General features: G+C 66.4%; 20 protein-coding genes, 2 tRNA genes and 1 other annotated feature. Of the genes, 3 read left to right on the forward strand and 19 right to left on the reverse strand.

The genetic code is table 11. From position 1 onward, the window contains the following. Positions 1–16: 16 nt before the first annotated feature. From ltrA to ACZ5UM_RS03235, 19 genes are all read right to left on the reverse strand, one after another. Positions 17–1,306 carry a group II intron reverse transcriptase/maturase gene (ltrA, locus tag ACZ5UM_RS03145; RefSeq protein WP_464844121.1) on the reverse strand — a complete coding sequence of 430 codons (1,290 nt, stop codon included), beginning with the start codon at positions 1,304–1,306 and terminating at the stop codon, positions 17–19. A 616-nt stretch (positions 1,307–1,922) separates the two neighbouring features. Next, the gene (gene tuf / locus ACZ5UM_RS03150) at positions 1,923–3,110 is read right to left on the reverse strand and encodes an elongation factor Tu (RefSeq protein WP_464846916.1); all 1,188 of its coding nucleotides are present in this window, start codon (positions 3,108–3,110) and stop codon (positions 1,923–1,925) included. Between the two features lie 41 nt (positions 3,111–3,151). Then, positions 3,152–5,236, reverse strand: coding sequence for an elongation factor G (gene fusA / locus ACZ5UM_RS03155; RefSeq protein ID WP_464846917.1), 2,085 nt, complete (start codon positions 5,234–5,236; stop codon positions 3,152–3,154). A gap of 38 nt (positions 5,237–5,274) precedes the next feature. After that, a complete protein-coding gene (rpsG, locus tag ACZ5UM_RS03160) occupies positions 5,275–5,745 on the reverse strand; it encodes a 30S ribosomal protein S7 (protein ID WP_464846918.1) in 471 nt (156 codons plus the stop codon). 115 nt (positions 5,746–5,860) lie between these two features. Further along, entirely contained in the window at positions 5,861–6,244 is a 384-nt protein-coding gene (gene rpsL / locus ACZ5UM_RS03165; RefSeq protein ID WP_464846919.1) for a 30S ribosomal protein S12, read from the reverse strand. A 50-nt stretch (positions 6,245–6,294) separates the two neighbouring features. Then, entirely contained in the window at positions 6,295–6,546 is a 252-nt protein-coding gene (locus ACZ5UM_RS03170; protein WP_464846920.1) for a ribosomal L7Ae/L30e/S12e/Gadd45 family protein, read from the reverse strand. Positions 6,547–6,680: 134 nt separating this feature from the next. After that, positions 6,681–7,283, reverse strand: coding sequence for a class I SAM-dependent methyltransferase (locus ACZ5UM_RS03175; RefSeq protein ID WP_464846921.1), 603 nt, complete (start codon positions 7,281–7,283; stop codon positions 6,681–6,683). Between the two features lie 656 nt (positions 7,284–7,939). Beyond that, positions 7,940–11,479: a DNA-directed RNA polymerase subunit beta' gene (rpoC, locus tag ACZ5UM_RS03180; protein ID WP_464846922.1), complete on the reverse strand. Its 3,540-nt coding sequence runs from the start codon at positions 11,477–11,479 to the stop codon at positions 7,940–7,942. Between the two features lie 16 nt (positions 11,480–11,495). Continuing rightward, a complete protein-coding gene (gene rpoB, locus ACZ5UM_RS03185) occupies positions 11,496–15,260 on the reverse strand; it encodes a DNA-directed RNA polymerase subunit beta (RefSeq protein ID WP_464846923.1) in 3,765 nt (1,254 codons plus the stop codon). A 477-nt stretch (positions 15,261–15,737) separates the two neighbouring features. Then, complete coding sequence (rplL, locus tag ACZ5UM_RS03190) at positions 15,738–16,121, reverse strand: 50S ribosomal protein L7/L12 (RefSeq protein WP_464846924.1); 384 nt, start codon at positions 16,119–16,121, stop codon at positions 15,738–15,740. 42 nt (positions 16,122–16,163) lie between these two features. Beyond that, a complete protein-coding gene (gene rplJ, locus ACZ5UM_RS03195; protein ID WP_464846925.1) occupies positions 16,164–16,703 on the reverse strand; it encodes a 50S ribosomal protein L10 in 540 nt (179 codons plus the stop codon). A gap of 20 nt (positions 16,704–16,723) precedes the next feature. Then, positions 16,724–16,888, reverse strand: a sequence feature (ribosomal protein L10 leader region). 62 nt (positions 16,889–16,950) lie between these two features. Continuing rightward, positions 16,951–17,085 (reverse strand): hypothetical protein, encoded by a 135-nt coding sequence (locus ACZ5UM_RS03200; RefSeq protein ID WP_464846926.1) that lies wholly within the window; start codon positions 17,083–17,085, stop codon positions 16,951–16,953. A 191-nt stretch (positions 17,086–17,276) separates the two neighbouring features. Further along, positions 17,277–17,987 carry a 50S ribosomal protein L1 gene (gene rplA, locus ACZ5UM_RS03205; RefSeq protein ID WP_464846927.1) on the reverse strand — a complete coding sequence of 237 codons (711 nt, stop codon included), beginning with the start codon at positions 17,985–17,987 and terminating at the stop codon, positions 17,277–17,279. A 76-nt stretch (positions 17,988–18,063) separates the two neighbouring features. Beyond that, positions 18,064–18,486: a 50S ribosomal protein L11 gene (gene rplK / locus ACZ5UM_RS03210; protein ID WP_464846928.1), complete on the reverse strand. Its 423-nt coding sequence runs from the start codon at positions 18,484–18,486 to the stop codon at positions 18,064–18,066. 148 nt (positions 18,487–18,634) lie between these two features. Then, a complete protein-coding gene (nusG, locus tag ACZ5UM_RS03215; protein WP_464846929.1) occupies positions 18,635–19,165 on the reverse strand; it encodes a transcription termination/antitermination protein NusG in 531 nt (176 codons plus the stop codon). A gap of 52 nt (positions 19,166–19,217) precedes the next feature. Next, positions 19,218–19,421, reverse strand: a complete 204-nt coding sequence (gene secE / locus ACZ5UM_RS03220; protein WP_464846930.1) for a preprotein translocase subunit SecE — start codon at positions 19,419–19,421, stop codon at positions 19,218–19,220. A gap of 184 nt (positions 19,422–19,605) precedes the next feature. Beyond that, positions 19,606–19,681, reverse strand: a tRNA-Trp gene (locus tag ACZ5UM_RS03225). Positions 19,682–19,723: 42 nt separating this feature from the next. Then, entirely contained in the window at positions 19,724–19,888 is a 165-nt protein-coding gene (gene rpmG / locus ACZ5UM_RS03230; RefSeq protein ID WP_464846931.1) for a 50S ribosomal protein L33, read from the reverse strand. Between the two features lie 145 nt (positions 19,889–20,033). Continuing rightward, positions 20,034–20,110: transfer RNA gene (locus ACZ5UM_RS03235), tRNA-Met, on the reverse strand. A gap of 219 nt (positions 20,111–20,329) precedes the next feature. Between ACZ5UM_RS03235 and ACZ5UM_RS03240 the strand changes: the two genes are divergently transcribed. From ACZ5UM_RS03240 to ACZ5UM_RS03250, 3 genes are read left to right on the forward strand one after another with little or no spacing between them, the layout of a single operon-like run. Beyond that, positions 20,330–21,064, forward strand: a complete 735-nt coding sequence (locus tag ACZ5UM_RS03240; protein ID WP_464846932.1) for a formate dehydrogenase accessory sulfurtransferase FdhD — start codon at positions 20,330–20,332, stop codon at positions 21,062–21,064. 19 nt (positions 21,065–21,083) lie between these two features. Next, a complete protein-coding gene (locus tag ACZ5UM_RS03245) occupies positions 21,084–22,484 on the forward strand; it encodes a cache domain-containing protein (protein WP_464846933.1) in 1,401 nt (466 codons plus the stop codon). Next, positions 22,481–23,011, forward strand: a complete 531-nt coding sequence (locus tag ACZ5UM_RS03250) for a hypothetical protein (RefSeq protein WP_464846934.1) — start codon at positions 22,481–22,483, stop codon at positions 23,009–23,011. Before ACZ5UM_RS03245 ends, ACZ5UM_RS03250 begins: the two co-directional genes overlap by 4 nt. The last annotated feature ends 37 nt before the right edge of the window (positions 23,012–23,048 follow it).

Raw genomic sequence — 23,048 nt, forward strand, 5'->3', positions numbered from 1 at the left:
GCTAGCCCCCGTCCTCTCACACCACCGGACATGCGGGTCCGCATCCGGCGGTTCGCCAGGATTGACGAGTCGCTTCGTAGCATTCGGTCAGGCTGAGCAACCCCTGGGCACGCCAGTAGGCGTTGCCCAGGGCGTTGTTTAATGGGCCACCTGCCATTCGCCACGGGCCTTTGCGGCTGTTGGCGAGTTGGTAGACTACCCATTCGGGCAAACCGAGGGCGCGCAACTCCCGAAAGCGCGTGCGTACACGCTTCCACTGCTTCCATACGCATGCTCGCAGCCGTCGCTTCAGCCATCCTTCGAGCGTCTCGAAGACTGACTTCGCGTCCGAGAGCGCGTAATACCCGATCCAGCCCCGCAAATAAGCGTTCAGGCGCCGGATTCGTTCTTCCATGCTCTGGCTGCGGTTGCGGTCCGTCAGTGTGCGAAGCTTGTCCTTCACTCGCTTCAGGCTTTTCGGCGCCAGCCGGATGCGCACTCCCCGGTTCTTGTAAAAGCTGAATCCGAGGAACTGCCGCTTCCACGGCCGGTCTACTGCGCTCTTCTCCTCGTTGACCTTCAGCCGTAACCGCTCCTGCAGGAAGTGGCGCACGTTCCTGTAGACCCGTTCTCCCGCCCGTTTGCTGCGGACGTAGATGTTGCAGTCATCGGCGTACCGGACGAAGTGGTGCCCGCGGCGCTCCAGCTCCTTGTCGAGGTCATTCAGCAGGATGTTCGCCAGCAGCGGGCTCAGCGGACCGCCCTGCGGCGTCCCTTCCTCCGTCGCCACAACCACCCCGTTCAGCATGACCCCAGCCTGTAAGTACCGCCGGATCAGCCGCAGCACTCGCTTGTCCGTTACCCGCCGTGCCACGCGGGCCATCAACACGTCGTGGTTGACCCGGTCGAAGAACTTCTCCAGGTCCATGTCCACGACCCAGTCGTACCCTTCCTCCACGTACTGACGTGCCTTCCTGACCGCGTCATGACCCCGCCGCCCCGGCCGGAAGCCGTAGCTGGATTCGGAGAATGTCGGGTCAAAGATTGGCGTCAGTACTTGCAGGAGTGCCTGCTGGATCAGGCGGTCCATCACGGTGGGAATACCCAACATCCGCTTGCCGCCGCCCGGTTTCGGGATTTCGATCCGGCGGACTGGCTGCGGTCTGTAGGTCCCCCGGAGCAGTTCCTCACGGATGCGCTCCCACTCCGCGCGGATCTGGTCCCGCAGCCGTCCGGTGGGGACACCGTCCACGCCGGGAGCGCCTCCGTTCCGCTCCACCCGTTTCAGGGCGGCCAGCATGTTCTCCCTGGCCACCACCTGCTCCATCAGGTTGCTGTGCTCCCCGCGGGGTGACGTTCCGTCTTGTGCCGGATGCCCACTCCGCCCTCTCGCCGTCCCTTGCGGCTTCACCGCTACCTCCGGCGAGCAGGTCCCGTTCGGGGTCTTCTGCGTTTGTCGCGGGCTGCTCGAACGCAACGGGTTCACCCCTTTCCTGACGTTCGGCCCTTCCCGGTTGGGGCGTCCCCCTGCCGGTACTATGGCCCCTGCTGACTTCTGCCGGTTCAGCTGCGTCTCCCGACGCAGGTTACCAGCGTTGCTGGCGTTCCCGGCAGATCTCCCCGGGTAAGAACGCTGACCTTCACCCCGCACCCGCCCCATCTACCGCACCGCCCTTTGGCAGCTTCGGGTTTTGCTGTGTTCGGCCAGCTCACCCGAGCGGCACAGCCTCCTATGGGGTTCGTGTTCCTCGGGTCGTGGCTTTGCCTCGGGCTTCCTTCAGATTCCGCCTCACGACGGACACCCTTGCCTTTGGCTAACGGGCTGGTGCTGCCTCGCCCGTAGCGGACTTTCACCGCCAAGTCAGCGCCCATGCCGGGCACACCGAAACCGGGGGACGGGCGATGCGCCCGCCCCCCGGGCGAGGCCCCACCTATGCCGTTCGCTACTCGTTGATCTTGGTCACCCGGCCGGAAGCCACCGTGCGGCCGCCCTCACGAACGGCGAACCGGAGACCCTCCTCAATGGCGATGGGGTGAATCAGCTCGACGGCGATCTCGACGTTGTCGCCAGGCATGACCATCTCGACGCCCTCAGGCAGCTGGATGGTGCCGGTGACGTCAGTGGTCCGGAAGTAGAACTGCGGACGGTAGCCGTTGAAGAACGGGGAGTGCCGGCCGCCCTCTTCCTTGGTCAGCACGTAGATGGCGCCGGAGAACTTGGTGTGCGGCTTGATGGAGCCGGGCTTCGCCAGCACCTGGCCGCGCTCGACCTCGCGCTTCTCGATGCCGCGCAGCAGGGCGCCGACGTTGTCGCCCGCCTGGACCTCGTCCAGGATCTTGCGGAACATCTCGAGGCCGGTGACGACGGTGGTCTTGCTCTCGTCACGCAGGCCGACGATCTCCACCTGGTCGCCGACCTTGCACTTGCCGCGCTCGACACGGCCGGTCACGACGGTGCCGCGGCCCGTGATGGTGAAGACGTCCTCGATGGGCATCAGGAACGGCTTGTTCTCGTCGCGCTCGGGGGTCGGGATGTAGCTGTCGACGGCGTCCATGAGCTCCTCGATGGCCTTGACGTAGTTGGGATCGCCCTCGAGGGCCTTCAGGGCCGAACCGCGGATGAAGGGGATGTCGTCGCCGGGGAACTCGTACTGGTTCAGCAGCTCGCGGACCTCCAGCTCGACCAGCTCCAGCAGCTCCTCGTCGTCGACCATGTCGCACTTGTTCAGGAAGACCACGATGGCGGGCACGCCGACCTGACGGGCCAGCAGGATGTGCTCACGGGTCTGCGGCATGGGGCCGTCCGCCGCGGACACGACCAGGATCGCGCCGTCCATCTGGGCCGCGCCGGTGATCATGTTCTTCACGTAGTCGGCGTGCCCCGGGCAGTCGACGTGGGCGTAGTGCCGCTTGTCGGTCTCATACTCCACGTGGGACGTGTTGATGGTGATGCCGCGCTCCCGCTCCTCGGGCGCCTTGTCGATCGCGTCGTAGGCCATGAACTGGGCCTTGCCCTTCTCGGCGAGGACCTTGGTGATCGCCGCGGTCAGGGTGGTCTTGCCATGGTCGACGTGGCCAATGGTGCCGATGTTCACGTGCGGCTTGGTACGCTCAAACCTCTGCTTAGCCATGAGCGGATACTCCTCCTTACCAACCGTTCTCTCTTGAGGGTTTATGCCTTGCCCTGGGCCTTCTCGATGATCGGCTTGGCCACGTTCGGAGGCACTTCCTCGTAGTGGTCAAACTGCATCGAGTAGACGCCACGGCCCTGGGTCCGGGAACGAAGATCGGTCGCGTAGCCGAACATCTCGGCCAGGGGCACCTGGGCCCGGATGACCTGTGCGTTCGCACGGGCCTCCATGCCTTCGATGCGGCCCCGGCGGGCATTCAGGTCGCCGATCACGTCGCCCATGTACTCCTCGGGCACGGTGACCTCGACCTTCATGTACGGCTCCAGGAGGACCGGATTGGCCTTCTGGGCCGCTGCCTTGAACGCCATGGAACCGGCGATCTTGAAGGCCGCTTCCGAGGAGTCGACCTCGTGGTACGAGCCGAAGACCAGCTCGACCTTGACGTCGATGACCGGGAAGCCGGCGAGGACGCCGTTTTGCATGGCCTCCTTGATGCCCTGCTCCACCGGGCCGATGAACTCCTTCGGAATCACGCCGCCGACGATCTTGTTCTCGAAGATGAAGCCAGATCCGGGCTCGGCCGGCTCCATGTTGATGACGACGTGGCCGTACTGGCCGCGGCCGCCCGACTGCCGGACGAACCGCCCCTCCACGTTCTCCACCCGGGCCCGGATGGTCTCCCGGTAGGAGACCTGGGGCTTGCCGACGTTCACGCCCACCTTGAACTCCCGCTGCAGCCGGTCGACGATGATCTCCAGGTGCAGCTCGCCCATGCCGGCGATGATGGTCTGCCCGGTCTCCGGATCCGTGTACATCCGGAAGGTCGGATCCTCCTCCGCCAGCTTCAGCAGGGCGGTGCTGAGCTTATCCTGGTCCGCCTTGGTCTTGGGCTCCACAGCCAGCTGGATGACCGGCTCGGGGAACTCCATCGACTCCAGGATGACCGGGGCGGCGTCGGTGCAGAGCGTGTCGCCGGTGCCGGTGTCTTTCAGACCCACTGCGGCGGCGATGTCGCCCGTCTCGACGACCTCGACCTCTTCCCGGTGGTTCGCGTGCATCCGCACCAGCCGGCCGATGCGCTCCCGCTTGCCCTTGGTGGCGTTCAGCACGTAGCTGCCGCTCTTGAGCTGGCCGGAGTACACCCGGAAGAAGCAGAGCTTGCCGACGTACGGGTCGGTGACGACCTTGAACGCGAGGGCGGAGAACGGCTCGTTGTCGTCCGCCTTCCGCTCGATGGGCTCGCCGGTCTCGGCGTCGATGCCCTGGACCGGCGGGATGTCCAGCGGCGAGGGGAGGTAGTCCACCACCGCGTCCAGCAGCGGCTGAACGCCCTTGTTCTTGTAGGAGGAGCCACAGGTGACCGGGGAAATCTTGCAGCTCACGGTCAGCTTGCGCAGCGCGGCCTTGATCTCCTCCACGGTCAGCTCCTCGCCCATCAGGTACTTCTCCATCAGGGCGTCATCCGCCTCAGTCGCCATCTCGATCATCTGGGTGCGGTATTGCTCCACCAGTTCCCGCATATCTTCGGGCACCGGCTCCTCGCGGATGTCCCTGCCCAGGTCGTCGTAGTAGACGATGGCGACGTTGCGAACCAGGTCGACAATTCCACGGAACGTGTCTTCCACGCCGATAGGCAACTGAATGGGCACGGGCTTTGCGCCCAGCCGTTCCTCCATCATCCGGATGACCCGGAAGAAGTCCGCGCCGATGGTGTCCATCTTGTTGACGTAGGCCAGACGGGGAACCCCGTACTTGTCGGCCTGCCGCCAAACTGTCTCGGACTGCGGCTCCACGCCGCCCTTCGCGCAGAAGACGGCCACTGCGCCGTCCAGCACGCGGAGCGACCGCTCAACCTCCACCGTGAAGTCCACGTGTCCGGGCGTGTCGATGATGTTGATCCGGTGGTCCTTCCAGCTGCAGGTCGTAGCCGCGGACTGAATGGTGATGCCGCGCTCCTGCTCCTGCACCATGAAGTCCATCGTGGCCGCACCCTCGTGGGTCTCGCCCAGCTTGTGGGTCCGACCGGTGTAGAACAGGATGCGCTCCGTCGTCGTCGTCTTGCCGGCGTCAATATGCGCCATGATGCCAATGTTGCGGAGCCGATCCAGCGATACCTGCCGAGACATCAGACACCCCCCTTTGCGTCGGAGTTCGCATCAAACCGCTACCAGCGATAGTGCGCGAAAGGCTTGTTGGCCTCGGCCATCCGGTGAACCTCTTCCTTCTTCTTCACCGCACCGCCGGTGTTGTTATAGGCGTCCACCAACTCCGCGGCCAGACGCTCTTCCATGGTGCGCTCCCCACGCGCGCGTGCGAAGTTCACCAGCCAGCGGATCCCCAGCGCCTGCCGCCGTTCCGGGCGGACCTCCATCGGCACCTGGTAGGTGGCGCCACCCACCCGGCGGGACCGGGTCTCAACCACGGGCATGATGTTCTTCAGCGCGCCCTCCAGCACTTCCATCGGCTCCTTGCCGAGCTTCGCGCTGGCCCGGTCGATCGCGTTGTAGAAGATGCGCTGCGCCAGACCCTTCTTGCCGTCGAGCATGATCTTGTTGATGACCTTGGTCACCAACGTCGAATTGTAAATCGGATCCGGCAGCACCTCTCGCTTCGGTACGTGACCGCGACGCGGCATGTGATTACCCCTTTCTTTCCACTAACTCTGGGCGGCGAGTCGGTGCGCTGCGCGGGGCAGCCCGTCCACCTGCTTCGCCGGAGGGTCCCGGTTACTCTCCCCGCCCCCGGCCTACTTACTTCTTGGCGGTCTTGGGACGCTTGGCGCCGTACTTGGAACGGCCCTGCATCCGGTTGGCCACGCCCGCCGCATCCAGCGCACCACGGACGATGTGGTACCGGACGCCCGGCAGGTCCTTCACACGGCCGCCGCGCACGAGCACCACGGAGTGCTCCTGCAGGTTGTGGCCGATGCCCGGGATGTACGCCGTGACCTCAATGTTGTTGGAAAGGCGGACACGGGCGATCTTCCGCAGCGCCGAGTTCGGCTTCTTGGGCGTGGTGGTCTTCACGACGGTGCAGACACCCCGCTTGAACGGATTGCCCCGAAGCGCCGGCGAGTCGGACTTCTCGGTCATCCGCTTGCGGCCCTGGCGGACAAGCTGGTTGATGGTCGGCACAGAACGCACCTCCTTCCGCAACATGGTGGTCAGGTGTGGACGGCGGGCGGCTACCCCTCCAGGATTGCGGCGGCGGCTGCGCCGACCTCAATCCCGCAGGCCTTGCCAAGCACCGCCATCGATTCAACCTCATGAATCTCGAGGCCCTTTTCCCGTGCGGCCTCGAGCACCCCGCGGAGCACGTGCTCCTCGGCATCCTGGGCCACGAACACCACGCGGGCCTGACCCTTCGCGATGGCCTTGGCAGTCTGTTTGGTTCCGATGGTCTTCTTGCTGGCGGCTTTCAAGCGCTCCAAACTCATCGTCCCAGAAACCTCCTGCTCAGGCACACTTTCATATTGTACTCAGGGCGCCGACACGAGTCAAGAAAAACCCGCGCAGATGCGACGTCTGCGGGCTTTTTCGCGCGCAGCCTCCCTGATTCGCCCATTTTCGGTCAGCCCTGCCGTCTGGCCCGCAGCACCCGGTAACCGGCCTTGCGCGCCACGTCCTCCACGTTGCCGAACAGATCCTGAAGCTTCCGCTTCATGCTCGGGGCGCCCTGCTTGTTCTGCACGACGACCCAGAGCGACCCGCCCGGTTTCATGGCCGCATAGGCCTCATCCAGGAGCCGGTAGACGGTGGCCTTGCCGGCGCGAATCGGCGGATTGGTCAGAACGGCGTCGAAGGCGATGCCCGTCACCGGCGCCAGCCCGTCGCCCACCCGCACCTCCGCGTTGGCGATGCGGTTGGCCGCCAGGTTGCGCCGCGCCAGCTCGGCGGCCCGCTCGTTGATATCCACCATATAAATGAAGCCCTGCGGCGCCAGGCGCGCGGCGACCATGCCGATGGGACCGTAACCGCAGCCCAGGTCCAGCACCGTGTCCGCCGGGCCGATCTCCATCGCTTCTATTAAAAGAAGCGATCCGAAGTCGACGCGGTCCCGGGAGAAGACGCCGGCGTCGGTGACGAAGCGGAAGTCCATCCCCCGCAGCGTGGCATCGAAGCTTGTCTCCTCGTGGGCCGCGCCGGGCCGGCGGGTGTAGTAGTGCTCGCTCACGGGGCCTCCTCCCTCTGACAGCAGCGCCCCGCGCGCCGGGTCATCCCGGCGTCGCAGGGGTTGATGCGCCAGTCCGGCGAAAATGCAGAGCAATGGTACCGAAAAGTAGCGCGAAAAGCAAGGGCGCGCGGTTGCCCGTTCTACCCCTCAGCATGCCTGGCGGCGTCCCGGGCCGCGGTGCCCCTGGCCGCTGGATCGCCGGGCTGCCACTGGGAACGTCCACTTTTTGACTTCGGGTCGGAGGCCCAAGTCGAAAACTTGACCCTCCGGACCGGAGGTGGGGTCTTCGTTGCGCACGCGCCCGCGCCGCACTTGCGTTACGTCAACTTGGAAGCCACGTTATGTTACCCTACGCGTGCCCGACTGTGCCGTTTCCAGAACACACGCGTTCACAGCTCCCCGACTCGGCCCGTGTTCGGTCTGGGAACGCCCACTTTTTCACTTCAGCCCCGAGGTCGAAGTCGAAAACTTGGCCTTCCGATCGAGATCTCGGTTGGGGACCCTGCAGCGAGGGCGAAGCGGAGCGAACTGCGGAGTGAACACGCCCGTCTGCCGAGGAGCACTCCACTCCAGGGGCTGCCTGAGGGCCGAGCTCCGCTGCGCAGGAGCCGAGGGAAAAGGCCCGGCTGCCTCACGGCAGCCGGGCCTTTGTGGTGCTAATCGTCGGCGCCCTCCAACTGCTCGGCGTACACGTCGTCCTCGGTGTACACCTTGATGCCGCGGTACCGGCCCATACCGGTGCCGGCGGGGATCAGCTTGCCGATGATGACGTTCTCCTTCAGACCGAGCAGCGGGTCGCGCTTGCCCTTGATGGCGGCGTCGGTGAGCACGCGGGTCGTCTCCTGGAAGGACGCCGCGGAGAGGAACGAATCCGTCGCCAGCGACGCCTTGGTGATGCCCAGCAGCATCGGCCGGGCGACGGCAGGCTGGCCGCCCTCCATGATCACCCGCTCGTTCTCGTCCTCGAAGTCGAAGATGTCGATGAAGCCGCCCGGCAGCAGTTCGGTATCGCCGGGATCCTCCACCTTCACCTTGCGCAGCATCTGCCGCACCATGACCTCGATGTGCTTGTCGTTGATGTCCACGCCCTGCAGGTTGTAGACCTTCTGCACCTCGCGCAGCAGGTACCGCTGTACGCCGCGCAGGCCCTTCACCCGCAGCAGGTCGTGGGGGTTCACCGAACCCTCGGTCAGCTCGTCGCCCGCCTCCACGATCTGCCCAGGACGCACCTTCACGCGGGCGCCGTACGGGATGGAGTAGGTCACCGACTCGCCGTCCTCCGAGGTGATGGTGATCTCGCGCCGGCCCTTGTGCTCGCTGATGGAGACCTCGCCGTCCAGCTCGGCGATGATCGCCTGGCCCTTCGGCTTGCGGGCCTCAAACAGCTCCTCCACGCGCGGCAGACCCTGGGTGATGTCGTCGCCGGCCACGCCGCCGGTGTGGAAGGTGCGCATCGTGAGCTGCGTGCCCGGTTCGCCGATGGACTGGGCGGCGATGATGCCCACCGCCTCGCCGACGTCCACCAGCCGGCCGGTGGCCAGGTTCCGCCCGTAGCAGGCCCGGCAGACGCCGTACCGGGTGCGGCAGGTGAGCACCGAGCGGATCGTAACCTCCTTGATGCCCGCGGCGAGAATCTGCTCGGCCAGGTCCTCGTCGATCATCTCGTTGGCGTACACGATGATCTCGCCGGTCTCCGGGTGGACGATGTCGTTGAGCGCCACGCGGCCCACGATGTGCGGCGTGAGCGGCTCGATCACGTTGCCGTGCTCGTCGACCTCCTCGGTCCACGTCATGCCGGCCGTCGTGCCGCAGTCGTCCTCCCGCACGATCACGTCCTGCGCCACGTCCACCAGGCGGCGGGTGAGGTACCCCGAGTCCGCGGTGCGCAGCGCCGTGTCGGCGAGGCCCTTGCGGGTGCCGTGGGTGGAGAGGAAGTACTCCAGCACGGTCAGGCCCTCGCGGAAGTTGGCCTTTACCGGCAGCTCCACGATCTTGCCCGACGGGTCGGCCATCAGGCCGCGCATGCCCGCCAGCTGCGTGATCTGCGAGATGTTGCCTCGGGCGCCGGACTTCATCATCATGTTGACCGGGTTGAAGTCCTCCATCGTGTCCACCAGCTTCTTCGTGACCTGGTCCTTGGCCGCGGACCAGATCGCGATGACCCGCTGGTAGCGCTCGTCGTTGGTGATCAGACCGCGCCGGTAGTTGCGCTCGACCTGCTCCACCTCACGCTCCGCCTGGCGCAAGATCTCGTCCTTCTCCGCAGGCACGCGGATGTCGGAGATGGCAATCGTGGCGCCCGACTGCGTGGCGAAGCGGAAGCCGAGGTCCTTGATCTTGTCGGTCTGTTCCGCCGTCTTCACGGTGCCCAGCCGGCGGTAGGCCATGTCGATGATCTTGCCCATCCACTTCTTCTCGATGGTCTCGTTGATGTAGCGGAGCTTGGGGTGCAGCACCTCGTTGAAGATCATCCGGCCGACCGTCGTCTTGATGCGCTTGCCCGAGACGTTGTTCCAGTTGTCCGGGTGCTCCCACCACTCGTCCGAGTACGGCTCCAGGTCCGCCGGGGGCGTGGGGAAGCGGATCTCCACCCAGTCATGCAACTCCACGAGCCCGTCCTGGTAGGCCAGAAGCGCCTCGTGCGGGTGTGCGAACCGCATCTTGGGCTCGCTCTCGGGCTTGGGCAGCGTGAGGTAGTAGGAGCCCAGCAGCATGTCCTTGGACGGCGTGATCACCGGCTGGCCGTCCTTGGGGTTGAGGATGTTGTGCGCGGCCAGCATCAGGATGCGGGCCTCCGCCTGCGCCTCGGCCGACAGCGGCACGTGGACCGCCATCTGGTCGCCGTCGAAGTCGGCGTTGTACGCCGTGCAGACCAGCGGGTGGATCTGGATGGCGCGGCCCTCGACCAGGACCGGCTCGAAGGCCTGGATGCCCAGCCGGTGCAGGGTCGGCGCACGGTTGAGCAGCACCGGGTGCTCCCGGATGACCTCTTCCAGGACATCCCAGACCTCGGGCCGCATGCGCTCCACCATGCGCTTGGCGCTCTTGATGTTGTGCGCGTGCCCGTCGTTGACCAGCTTCTTCATGACGAAGGGCTTGAACAGCTCCAGCGCCATCTCCTTGGGCAGGCCGCACTGGTGCAGCTTCAGGTGCGGACCGACCACGATGACCGACCGGCCGGAGTAGTCGACCCGCTTGCCCAGCAGGTTCTGGCGGAAGCGGCCCTGCTTGCCCTTCAGCATATCGGAGAGCGACTTCAGCGGCCGGTTGCCGGGCCCCGTCACCGGACGGCCGCGGCGGCCGTTGTCGATGAGGGCGTCCACGGCCTCCTGCAGCATGCGCTTTTCGTTCCGGACGATGATGTCCGGCGCGCCGAGGTCCAGGAGCCGCTTCAGCCGGTTGTTCCGGTTGATCACCCGGCGGTAGAGGTCGTTCAGGTCGCTGGTGGCGAACCGGCCGCCGTCCAGCTGCACCATCGGCCGCAGGTCGGGCGGGATGACCGGGATGACCTCCAGGATCATCCACTCCGGCCGGTTGCCGGACTTGCGGAAGGCCTCGACGACCTCCAGGCGGCGGGTCGCGCGGATCTTGCGCTGGCCCGACACCGTCCGGACCTCGTGGCGCAGCTCCTCCGCCATCTTGTCCAGATCGAGCTTCTCCAGGAGGACCTTCACGGCCTCCGCGCCCATGCCCGCCTTGAACGCGTCGCCGTACTTCTCCCGGTACTCCCGGTACTCGTTCTCGGTCAGCAGCTGCTTTTCCATGAGCGGGGTGTCGCCGGGATCGGTGACGATGTACGCCGCGAAGTACAGGACCTTCTCCAGCGCCCGCGGGCTGATGTCCAGGATCAGCCCCATGCGGGACGGGATGCCCTTGAAGTACCAGATGTGCGAGACGGGTGCGGCGAGCTCGATGTGGCCCATGCGCTCACGGCGGACCTTCGCCCGGGTCACCTCGACGCCGCAGCGGTCGCAGACGATGCCCTTGTACCGGACCCGCTTGTACTTGCCGCAGTGGCACTCCCAGTCGCGGGTCGGCCCGAAGATCCGCTCGCAGAACAGCCCGTCGCGCTCGGGGCGCAGCGTCCGGTAGTTGATGGTCTCGGGCTTCTTCACCTCGCCGCGGGACCACTGCCGGATGCGTTCAGGAGAGGCCAGGCCGATTCGGATGGAGTCAAAGTAGTTGACATCGAGCATCGATCAGCACCCTCCCCTACTCTTCATCGTCGTCGTAGTCGTCGGACAGGCGGCGGGCACGGCCGCGGCCGCGGTAGAGGTCGTCGTCGCCCTCCAGTTCCTCATCGCCCTCGCCGAACAGGTCCTCCTCATCCAGGTCCTGCTCGTCGTCCGCCAGCCCGCCCCGGACGCCGGCAAGGTCGCTCCGGCCCGCGCGCACGGGGTTCTTCAGCGCGCCGGCCACCTTCTCCAGCTCCTCGGGATCAAGGGGAACGTCGATGTCCTCGACGTCTTCCATCTCATCGGACTCGCTTTCGGACTCCTCCTGGGCCTGCTCCTGGTTCGCCTGGGCGTCGGGCGCCGGCTTCGCGGCAAACTCCGCGCCGCCCAGGGTGGGAATATCCAGGTCGCGATCGGAGAGGTCCATCTCGTCGTCCAGCTCACGCAGCTCGATCTCCTGGCCCTGGTCGTTCAGGACCTTCACATCCAGCGCCAGGGACTGCAGCTCCTTGATGAGCACCTTGAACGACTCGGGCACGCCCGGCTCCGGCACGTTCTCGCCCTTCACGATGGCCTCGTAGGTCTTCACGCGTCCGACGACGTCGTCGGACTTGACCGTCAGCAGCTCCTGCAGCGTGTAGGCGGCGCCGTAGGCCTCGAGCGCCCACACCTCCATCTCGCCGAAGCGCTGGCCGCCAAACTGGGCCTTGCCGCCCAGCGGCTGCTGCGTGACCAGGGAGTAGGGGCCCGTCGACCGGGCGTGGATCTTGTCGTCCACCAGGTGGTGGAGCTTCAGCATGTACTTGTAGCCAACCGTCACCTCGTTGTCCAGCGGCTCGCCGGTCTTGCCGTCGTAGAGCACCGTCTTGCCGTTGGGAGGCAGGTGGGCCTTGAGCAGCATCTCGCGGATGTCCTGCTCGTTGGCGCCGTCGAACACCGGGCTGGCCACGTACATCCCCAGGGTCTTGGCCGCCCAGCCCAGGTGGATCTCCATGATCTGGCCGATGTTCATGCGGGAGGGCACGCCCAGCGGAGTCAGGATGATGTCCACCGGGGTGCCGTCGGGCAGGAAGGGCATATCCTCCTCGGGGACGATGATCGAGATGACGCCCTTGTTGCCGTGGCGGCCCGCCATCTTGTCGCCCTGGCTGATCTTCCGCTTCTGGGCGATGTAGACCCGGACCAGCTCGTTCACGCCGGGCGAGAGCTCGTCGCCGTTCTCACGGGTAAAGACCTTGACGTCGACGACGATGCCCGACTCGCCGTACGGGACGCGCAGCGAGGTGTCGCGCACCTCCCGCGCCTTCTCGCCGAAGATCGCCCGGAGCAGCCGCTCCTCGGCCGTCAGCTCGGTCTCGCCCTTGGGCGTGACCTTGCCCACCAGGATGTCGCCGGGCCGCACCTCGGCGCCGATGCGGATGATGCCGCGCTCGTCCAGGTCCTTCAGGACGTCCTCGCCCACGTTGGGAATGTCGCGGGTGATCTCCTCGGGCCCCAGCTTGGTGTCGCGCGCCTCGCACTCGTGCTCCTCGATGTGGATCGAGGTGAAGACGTCCTCGCGCACGAGCCGCTCGTTGATGATGATGGCGTCCTCGTAGTTGTAACCCTCGTAGCACATGTAGGCGACCAGCACGTTGCGGCCGAGGGCCAGCTCACCCTGGTCGGTGGACGGCCCGTCCGCGATCACGTCGCCCTTGCGCACCCGGTCGCCGGCGCGTACGATGGGCCGCTGGTTCATGCAGGTGCCCTGGTTCGACCGGGTGAACTTGGTCAGCTTGTACTTCCTGACCTGCATATCGTCGTACTGCACGACGATCTCCGAGGCGGTCGCCCGCAGCACGACGCCGTCGTTCTCCGCGATCACGCAGACCCCGGAGTCCCAGGCCGAGCGGTACTCCATGCCTGTTCCGACGTACGGGGCTTCCGTGCGCAGGAGCGGCACCGCCTGCCGCTGCATGTTGGAGCCCATCAGGGCGCGCGACGCGTCGTCGTTCTCCAGGAACGGAATCAGGGCCGTGGCGATGGACACCACCTGCTTGGGCGAGACGTCCATGTAGTCCACCTGATTCGGCGGAACCTGCAGGATCTCGTCCCGGTAACGGCAGGTGACGCGCTCGCGCACGAACGTGCCGTCCTCGTTCAGCGGCTCGTTGGCCTGGGCGATGATGTTCTCGTCCTCCTCGTCGGCGGTGAGGTAGACGATCTCATCGGTCACCCGGCCGGTCTCCTGGTCCACCTTGCGGTACGGCGTCTCGATGAAGCCGTACTCGTTGATGCGGGCAAAGGTCGCCAGCGCGCCGATCAGGCCGATGTTCGGACCTTCCGGCGTCTCAATGGGGCACATGCGGCCGTAGTGGGACGTGTGCACGTCGCGCACCTCGTAGCCGGCCCGCTCCCGGGAGAGGCCGCCGGGACCCAGGGCCGACAGCCGCCGCTTGTTGGTGAGCTCCGCCAGGGGATTGGTCTGGTCCATGAACTGGCTGAGCTGCGAAGAGCCGAAGAACTCCTTGACCGCCGCGACCACCGGCCGGATGTTGATCAGGGCCTGCGGCGTGATGATGTCCACATCCTGGATGGTCATGCGCTCCTTGACCACCCGCTCCATCCGGGCGAGGCCGATGCGGAACTGGTTCTGCAGCAGCTCGCCGACGGAGCGTACGCGGCGGTTGCCCAGGTGGTCGATGTCGTCGACGCTGCCCAGGCCCTTGAAGAGGCTGACCATGTAGTTGATGACGGCGACGATGTCCTGCCGCACGATGGTCTTGACCTTGATGTCCGGCTTGCCGTTGGAGACCACCCGCACGACGGCACCGTCCCGCAGCCGCACGGTCAGCGCGTCGACGCCGGCCTCGTCGATCTTCTCGGCGAGCCGCTTGTCGATCTGCACGCCGGCCTCGGCCAGGACCTCGCCGGTTTCGGGGTGGACCACCCGGTCGACGGTGAACGTGCCGACGATGCGCCGCTTCAGGGCCAGCTTCTTGTTCAGCCGGTACCGGCCGACGTGCATGAGGTCGTACCGCTTCGGCTCGAAGAAGAGCGTCTCCAGCAGCTGGCGCGCGTTGTCGGCCGCGGGCGGCTCGCCGGGCCGCAGCCGCTTGTACACCTCGATCAGGGCCTCGTCCTCGGACTCCGTGCCATCCTTCTCCAGGGTGCGGCGGATGTACTCCGAGTCGCCGACGGCGTCGATGATCTCCTGATCGGTGCCGTAGCCCAGGGCGCGCAGAAGCACGGTCGCGGCCAGCTTGCGGGTCCGGTCGACGCGGACGTAGAGCACGTCATTGGCGTCGGACTCGAACTCCAGCCAGGCGCCCCGGTTGGGGATCATGGTCGCGAAGAACAGCTTCTTGCCCGAAGGGTCGATCTGCTCCGAGAAATAGACACCGGGCGAGCGGACGAGCTGGGAGACGATGACCCGCTCGGCGCCGTTGATGATGAACGTGCCGGTGGGCGTCATGAGCGGGAAGTCGCCCATGAAGACCTCCTGCTCCTTCACCTCGCCGGTCTCCTTGTTGATGAGACGGACCCGCACGCGCAGGGGGGCGGCGTAGGTGACGTCCCGCTCCTTGCACTCCTCGATCGAGTACTTCGGTTCGCCCAGGCTGTAGTCGATGAACTCCAGAACCAGGTTGCCCGTAAAATCCTGAATGGGCGAGATGTCCCGGAACATCTCCTGCAGGCCTTCGCGCAGGAACCACTGATAGGAGTTGCGCTGCAGCTCGATCAGGTTCGGCATCTCCAGAACCTCATCGATCCTGGCAAAGCTCAGCCGCTCTCTCCTGCCAGCTTGCACGATCTTCGGCATGCGGTCTAGGCCTCCTCACTCCTGTTGGTGGCCATCAAGAAGCTCCCCGTCTGGAAGTGCCCACCGCGGAAGCGCTCGATGTATCGTCAACTCTCCCGCCGATTTCGACTCTCCGGCAGGAGAAACCCTACCCTACTGCGAAAAAGAAAAAGGCATTTGCACACCGCCAGCCGCTATGGGCGGCCTTTCCAGGACGCCATTCCTTATTGGTATCCCGGAAACTGCGGTTTATGCACATATCAGGCGAACTTTCCGCCCGCTTCGACAAAGGGCGGGGTTCGCCAGACCGACCCGTCCACACTATGATGGCAAGTTATCATGTTACCACGACAGGGAGCACCTGTCAAGCGAAATCCAATCTACGGGCAGGACCGCCAGGTTCTGCCCGTTCTTGTCATTCACCGAAACGACACGAGGGTTGGAGCCGCGCGTGCGGAGCGCCGACTCCAACCCTCCTTTCCGGGAAGCGGACTTCCCTTACTTGACCTCGACCTCGGCGCCGGCCTCCTGGAGCTTGGCGGCAACGGCGTCGGCATCGGCCTTGGAGACCTTTTCCTTGACGGGCTTGGGAGCACCATCGACCAGGTCCTTGGCCTCCTTCAGGCCGAGGCCGGTGATCTCCCGCACGACCTTGATGACGGCGATCTTGTTGGCGCCGGCGGACTTCAGGATGACGTCGAACTCGGTCTTCTCCTCAGCAGCCGGAGCAGCAGCGGCGCCGGCGGCGGGGGCGGCAGCGGCGACGGCCACCGGGGCGGCGGCGGTCACGCCAAAGGTCTCCTCGAACAGCTCCTTCAGTTCCTTCAGCTCCAGGGCGGTCATGCCCTTGATGATCTCGATAACCTCAGCAGCCTTGGACATGTGGGGAACCTCCTTAAATTTGCATCAGAATGTGATTCCGGACTACGCCTCGGAACCCTCCAGCTGGCGGATGCGCGCGTCGAGGGCGTAGGCGAAGCTGGACAGAAGCCCGTTGATAGCTCCGGCCACCCCCTGCAGCGGCGCCTGGATGCCGCCCAGAACCATGGACAGCAGCGCCTCGCGGCTGGGCAGGTCGGCCAGTTCCTTGACGCCGGCCGCATCCAGGACCTTCCCCTCCAGGATGCCGGCCTTGACGACGAACTTCGGCTCGCGCTCCTTCGCGAAGAACTCACGGATCTTCTTGGCCGCCGAAGCCTCGTCCTCGTAAGAGAAAGCCAGGGTCGTGGTGCCGTGCAGATAGGGCTCGAGCCCTTCGATGCCCATCTCCCTGGCGGCAATGCCGATCAGGGTGTTCTTGGCCACCTTCAGCTCCACCCCGGCCTGCCTCAGCTCCCGGCGAAGCTTGGTCACCTGGGCGACGGTCAGCCCCATGTTGTCGGCGAGCACGACGCTCTTGGCCTTGGAGAACGCCTCCTTCAGGGCCGCCACCGCCTCCTGCTTCTCGGGACGGATGGTGCGCACGTCGGTTCACCTCCTTACCGGAACATGAAGAAAGACCCCCGACCATAGCCAGTCGGAGGTCTGAGTTCAGTATCACCCAGACGCGCGCGCCCGAAGGGGACGCGACATCCGACCTCGGCGGGCTGGCAGAACGCCACTTAGGCCTGAACGGCACCTGCTGTCTACGGTCGATATGGAGTTCATGCACACCGACGAGTATACCCGCGCGGTGTGCGCGCGTCAAGGGTTATTTACAGCGGCGTGCGGCTTACGCCCGCTCGCGCTCCAGCATCTCTTCCAGCCGGATTTTCTCCTGGAGCAGGATGCGCCGCTCAGCCGGCGAGGCCTTCAGCCACCGGTCTACCAAGCTCTCCAGCCGCTGCCGGATCTCGCGCTCGTCCATCTTGCCCATTCACCTCCTGCCGCTGTTGCTGCAAGGCAATTTTGGATATACGGCTGCCGCAGCTTTCGTCTATAGTATCTCTCATCTGTCGCACTTGCAATACACTACCGACCTTATTTGACATAGACCCCGGCAGGGCGCAGAAGAAGGGGCCTGCCCCGGTGGGCAGACCCCGTCGGTTTCTCGCTTTCCTACTTCTCGAAGGACGCGGCGGTCAGACGCGCCGGGTTGACCTTGATGCCCGGGCCCATCGTCGCGGAGATGGTGACGGACTTCATGTACTGGCCCTTCGCCGCCGCCGGCCGGGCCCGGAGCAGGGCCTCGGTGAGCGCACGGAAGTTGGCGGCCAGCCGCTCGACGTCGAAGGACGCCTTGCCGATAGGCGCCGCGACGATGCCGGCCTTGTCGGTGCGGTACTCCACCTTACCGGCCTTGATCTCCTTGACGGCGTTGGCCACGTCGAAAGTGACCGTGCCGGTCTTCGGGTTGGGCATCAGGCCGCGGGGACCGAGGATCCGGCCCAGCCGGCCCACGAGGCTCATCATGTCAGGGGTGGCCACGGCGACGTCGAAGTCGAGCCAGCCCTCCTGAATCTTGGCGACGATGTCCTCGGCACCGACGATGTCCGCGCCGGCCGCCTCGGCCTCCTTCGCCTTCTCGCCCTTGGCGAAGACGAGCACCCGCACCTCCTTGCCGGTGCCGCCCGGCAGCACGACGGCGCCGCGGATCTGCTGGTCCGCGTGGCGCACATCGACGCCCAGGCGATAGGCGACCTCAATCGTCTCGTCGAACTTGGCCGTGGCGGTCTTCTTCACCAGCTCCAGGGCCTCGATCGGATCATACAGCTTCGTACGGTCCACCAGCGCCGCCGCGCTGCGATACTTCTTCCCATGCTTAGGCATTGCGATCTTCCTCCTTGTGGTTAAAGCGCGATTCGGCTGCGTCAGAAAGCAGCCTCCCACAAGCCAAGGCCGTGCTCTACTCGCAGTCGACGCCCATGGACCGGGCGGTACCGCGCACCATGCGCTTGGCGGCCTCCAGGTCGTTGGCGTTCAGGTCGGGCATCTTGATCTTGGCGATCTCCTCGACCTGGGCGTCGGTCAGCTTGCCGACCTTCTGCGCCTTGGGGTTCCCAGAGGCGGTCTCAATGCCTAGCGCCTTCTTGATGAGAACGGCGGTGGGCGGGGTCTTCAGGATGAAGGTGAAGGAGCGGTCTTCGTAGACCGTGATCTCCACCGGGATGACGAGACCGGCCTGATCCTTGGTCCGCTCGTTGTACTCCTTGCAGAACCCCATGATGTTGACGCCGTGCGCGCCCAGGGCCGGGCCGACGGGCGGCGCCGGGGTCGCCTTGCCCGCTGGCAGCGCCAGCTTGATCACCGCTGTGACCTTCTTCGCCACGATGACTCCTCCTTAGAAGATGTGGTACGGCGGGCGTTTTGAGGCGCCCTCCCACTGCGGACCAAGGGCCCGCACACCAAAGGGTCGCGCGTGATGCGCGACCGCCTTGATCCTAGCACAAAGCGGGGGCAAAGGGAACGGTCTCGGCTCAGAGCTCCTCGATCTGGCTGAAATCCACTTCGACCGGAGTCTCGCGGCCGAACATCGTGACCACGACGCGCGCCTTGCCCTTGTCGGGGAAGAGCTCCTTGATCACGCCGGTGTGATCCTTGAATGGTCCGGCGATCACCCGCACAGGCTGGTCGATCTCGTAGCCGACCACCACGTGGGCGGGCTTCCCCTCCTCGGTCCGGCCGAGGATCGCCTCGACCTCTTCCTTTGTGAGGGGGATGGGCTTGTTGCCCGACCCGACAAAGCCCGTCACGCCCGGGGTGTTGCGCACGACGTACCAGGAGTCGTCGCTCATGACCATCTCCACGAGCACGTACCCCGGGAAGACCTTCCGCTTGACCTTTTTCTGTTTGCCGTCCTTGATCTCGATCTCGTCCTCCATGGGGACCAGGACGCGGAAGATCTTCTCCTGCATCTCCATGGACTCGACACGCTTCTCCAGGTTGGTCTTCACCTTGTTCTCATACCCGGAGTATGTGTGGACGACATACCAGTTCCTTTGTTCCATGAGTCAGGGCGCGGGCGACGCCCCCAACACCTGCCTTTGCGAAGCTTGCGGACTAGCCTTGGAACAGCTTCAGCAGCCCGTTCAGCCCCAGGTCCCAGATGTACAGAAACCCGGCGACCAGCGCGACCATGGCCACCACGACCCCGGTGGCCTTCACGACGCGCTCCCGGCTGGGCCAGACGACCTTCCGGAGCTCGCCGACCACATCGCGCAGGTACGCACGAATCCCCGCAAAGAAGGCTTTGATGCGTTCCATGATCACGACCACCCTCAGGTAGAAAATGCCCCAACACAAATAAAACCTGGCATCACGACCAGTGTATCAGATTTTATCACGGCTTTGCGGGGCTTGTAAAGCGCGCGGACGCAGTTTGTCCCGCCTTCCCGGGCCTGGAAAAAGCACGGAACCGCCGTACCGGTCACCGGTGCGGCGGTTCACTTGGCAGGGGCGGCAGGACTCGAACCCGCAACCTACGGTTTTGGAGACCGTTGCTCTACCAGTTGAGCTACGCCCCTGTAAGGGCCGACCGCGCATGGCGTCGGCACGATTGCTCGGGTTTAGCGGGTCTCGCGATGGAGGGTGTGGTGCCCGCAAGTCGGGCAGAACTTCTTCAGTTCCAGCCGACCCGAGTCGTTCTTCTTATTCTTATAGGTAGAGTAGTTCCGATTCTTGCAGTCGGTGCAGGCCATCGTAATAATGACCCGAGCGCTTGCCTTCGCCACGTTGCGCCACCTCCATTCCGCGAGGCACTCACCATGCCCATATAAGTTACCACGGAGTGGACCCTGTGTCAACAGTGCGGCACGGCCCACTTCGTCAGCCACCAACAGGACCGGAGAGGGCTGTCCTCTCCGGTCCTGTGCGTTCTGGTTGCGGGGGAGGGATTTGAACCCTCGACCTCCGGGTTATGAGCCCGACGAGCTACCTGGCTGCTCCACCCCGCGGTGTGCTGGGCTGTAACACCTGTTATTCTATCTGATGCGCACGGCACTGTCAAGCCAACGACCGTTTGCCATTATCATCCACCCCGTCCGCCGGCGATCACCCGCCCGATCGCCGGCCCTCGGGATCGGGACTTGTCCACTGCCGCGCAAGATGCGAACATATCTCTAAAGACCGCACAACCGGTCTTCCACCCCACACGAAGGGAGAACGGCGTCGCGATGCGCCCGCCCCATCCCATGCCGGCCGAGCGCCAGACGGCGCTCTGGCTCAACGGAATCGAACTGCTCCGCATTCAGACCACCCCGGTCGACCTCGAAGACTGGGCGCTGGGCTTTCTGTTCAGCGAGGCCCTGATCGACGGTCCCGCCGACCTGCAGGCCGCGCGCGTGGATGCGGCTGTTCCCGCCGTGCACGCCGCCGTCGATCCGGCGCGCGCGCCCGACGTCCCCGCGCTCGCGGCCCGCTACCGCCCGCGCGGCCCGGGTCCGGGGGCCACCTTCGATGCCGCTGCCCGCCCCCGCCGCCTTCTCCCGGTCACGCACCGGCTCACCGTCACCCGCGGCCAGCTGGCCGGCTGGATGCGCCGGATGCAGGCCGCGACGCCCCTGTACGCCGCCACCGGCGGCATGCACGCGGCCGCCGTCGTGCACGTTGCCACGGGCGGTCTGCTGGTCCGGGAGGACATCGGGCGGCACAACGCCGTCGACAAGGTCCTGGGCGCGTGGCTGCGCGCGGGCTGGCCGGCCGAGGAAGTCGTGCTGCTGGCGACCGGCCGCATCTCCCACGAGATGTGCTGCAAGGTCGCCCGCGCCCGCATCGGCGTCGCGGCCTCGCTTTCCGCCGCCACAGACGAGGCGATCCGCCTGGCCGATGCGCTGGCGATCGACCTGGCCGGATACGCGAAGAGCCCTGACCGGCTGGTGGTCTACACCGCAGGCGGGCGCATCCGCTAAGTGGAAGGAGGTGCGCATTATGCCGGTGCGCTGGCCCGGCCCGTTTCGCAGCCGCATACTGCTCCTCGTCACCGCTGCCTCGCTGGTGCCCGCCGCCCTCCTGCTGGGCGTCAGCCTCTACCTGAACGGCCTGGTGCAGCGGCAGATGGAGCGCGAGATCGACGAGGCGCTGAACCTGGCGATCAACCTGGAGCAGGCGCTCATTGACGCCAGCCTGGCGCGCATGCGCGACCGGGCCGTCGCCCTGGCGGCGCACCCGGGCGTCGTGGACGCCCTGACCGCCGGGGCGGATCTCGGCCCCATCCTCGACGACTTCCAGCGCGCGCTCCCCGGATCGGACCTGATCTCGGTGGTCGGCCCCGACGGCCGGGTAATCGCCCGCGCAGGCGCGGAGGCGGCGGGCGAGCGCATCCGCTACGGCGGCCTGGTGGACCTGGTGCTCTCCTCCGGAGCGCCGGTCCATTCGGCGGTGGTGATCACCGCCGAGGAGCTGGCCGGCGAACCGGTGGGGGTGCAGGCGCAGGTGCGCATGCCGGTCATCGAGACCCCCGGCTCCGAAGACCCCCGTACGGGCGGGATGCTGGAGGAAGCGCTCGCCCTGGTGGGGGCGGCCCCCGTGCGGGGGGAGGGCGGCCGGGTGCTCGGCGCCGTCCTGGTCAGCGATGTGCTCAACAACGACCACGCCATCGTCGATGAGGTGTATCAGCGCTCCACCCACGGCCTCCGGGTGGACGCCTCCATCGCCCTCGACGGCATCCGGGTCACGACGACGGTGCCGGCCGTGGGCGGCAGCCGGCGGGCCGTGGGCACCCTCTACTCCGACGTGGTCATGGACAGGCTTCGCGCCGGACAGGAGTACAGGGGGCGGGCCCTGGTCGGCGGCTGGCAGTGGCAGCGCACCATCTACGTGCCCCTCCGGGATCCCTCGGGCCAGGTGATCGCCGCGCCCTTCGTCGGCATCCCTGAGGCCGCCTTTGCTGAGCTGGCGCGCACCACCTCCCTCGCCACGGGCGTGGCGCTGGCGCTCGCGGTCATGTCGGTCGCGGGGCCGCTGCTGGTGGCCCACCGCTTCGCCGACCGCATGCGCCAGCGCGACGAGGGGCTGGCGGGCCTGGCGGGGGAGGTCCGGGCTGTCGGTGAATCCGTCGCGCTCGACGGCCAGAGGGCCGCAGCCGCCATGGCGGACGCCCGGAGCGCGGCGGAGGACGTCCTCCGGTCCGCGGAACAGGCGGGCGAGCGCACGGGCGAGGCGCGCGGCCGCATGCGGGACCTGGAGGTGACGCTGGCGCGGGTGAACGCGGGGGCGGACGAGCAGACCCGCACGCTCCGCCACGCCGGCCGCATCGTCGCCCTGGTCAGCCAGGCGGTGCAGGAGTCCCGCTCCTCCTTCAACGCCGTCTGGACGCGCTGCGCTCGGTGATGGCGGCGGCCCAGCAGGGCCGGCAGGACGTCCTGCGCGCCGGCGCTGCCCTGGAGCTGCTGCGGCTGGAAGCCGAACCCGCCGAGTCCGCCGACGGCGCGGCCCGCTTCGACCGGCTGACCGGCGACCTGGAGCAGGCGCAGCGGGCGGTGGCCGACTGCGATGCCGCGCTGGAGGAGATCGTCGCCCGCATAGACGAGGCGACCGAGCGGCTGTGGGCGCTGGCGGCGATCATGAACGAGAGCGGGGCCCGGGCCGGCGCGGTGAGCCAGCAGATGGCCGACCTGACGCAAGTGGCCGAGGAGACCGCCGAGCGGCTGCGGGCGACCACCGACGCCACCCGCCAGGTCATCACCGCCGTGGAAGAGGTGGCCGAGGGCATCGGCTCCGGCGTCAGCCTCGCCCGCCGCGCCCGGGCCCGCGTGGACGCGGCCGCCGAGGCCCACCAGCGGCTCGACGCGCTGGCCCAGCGCGTGCAGGCGCTGGCGCGGCAGCTCGCCGACGCCGTCGGCCGGATCCCGGAGTGACGGCCCCGTCCACAGCCAGGAGCCATCCGCACAGCAA

This window comes from Symbiobacterium ostreiconchae, assembly GCF_055396975.1.

Bases quoted from the DNA above. Each gene is read 5' to 3' on its own strand.
- ltrA (WP_464844121.1), bottom strand. From the start codon at position 1,306: ATGGAGCAGGTGGTGGCCAGGGAGAACATGCTGGCCGCCCTGAAACGG.
- tuf (WP_464846916.1), bottom strand. From the start codon at position 3,110: ATGGCTAAGCAGAGGTTTGAGCGTACCAAGCCGCACGTGAACATCGGC.
- fusA (WP_464846917.1), bottom strand. From the start codon at position 5,236: ATGTCTCGGCAGGTATCGCTGGATCGGCTCCGCAACATTGGCATCATG.
- rpsG (WP_464846918.1), bottom strand. From the start codon at position 5,745: ATGCCGCGTCGCGGTCACGTACCGAAGCGAGAGGTGCTGCCGGATCCG.
- ACZ5UM_RS03170 (WP_464846920.1), bottom strand. From the start codon at position 6,546: ATGAGTTTGGAGCGCTTGAAAGCCGCCAGCAAGAAGACCATCGGAACC.
- rpoC (WP_464846922.1), bottom strand. From the start codon at position 11,479: ATGCTCGATGTCAACTACTTTGACTCCATCCGAATCGGCCTGGCCTCT.
- rpoB (WP_464846923.1), bottom strand. From the start codon at position 15,260: ATGCCGAAGATCGTGCAAGCTGGCAGGAGAGAGCGGCTGAGCTTTGCC.
- rplL (WP_464846924.1), bottom strand. From the start codon at position 16,121: ATGTCCAAGGCTGCTGAGGTTATCGAGATCATCAAGGGCATGACCGCC.
- ACZ5UM_RS03200 (WP_464846926.1), bottom strand. From the start codon at position 17,085: ATGGACGAGCGCGAGATCCGGCAGCGGCTGGAGAGCTTGGTAGACCGG.
- rplA (WP_464846927.1), bottom strand. From the start codon at position 17,987: ATGCCTAAGCATGGGAAGAAGTATCGCAGCGCGGCGGCGCTGGTGGAC.
- nusG (WP_464846929.1), bottom strand. From the start codon at position 19,165: ATGGAACAAAGGAACTGGTATGTCGTCCACACATACTCCGGGTATGAG.
- secE (WP_464846930.1), bottom strand. From the start codon at position 19,421: ATGGAACGCATCAAAGCCTTCTTTGCGGGGATTCGTGCGTACCTGCGC.
- ACZ5UM_RS03240 (WP_464846932.1), top strand. From the start codon at position 20,330: ATGCGCCCGCCCCATCCCATGCCGGCCGAGCGCCAGACGGCGCTCTGG.
- ACZ5UM_RS03245 (WP_464846933.1), top strand. From the start codon at position 21,084: ATGCCGGTGCGCTGGCCCGGCCCGTTTCGCAGCCGCATACTGCTCCTC.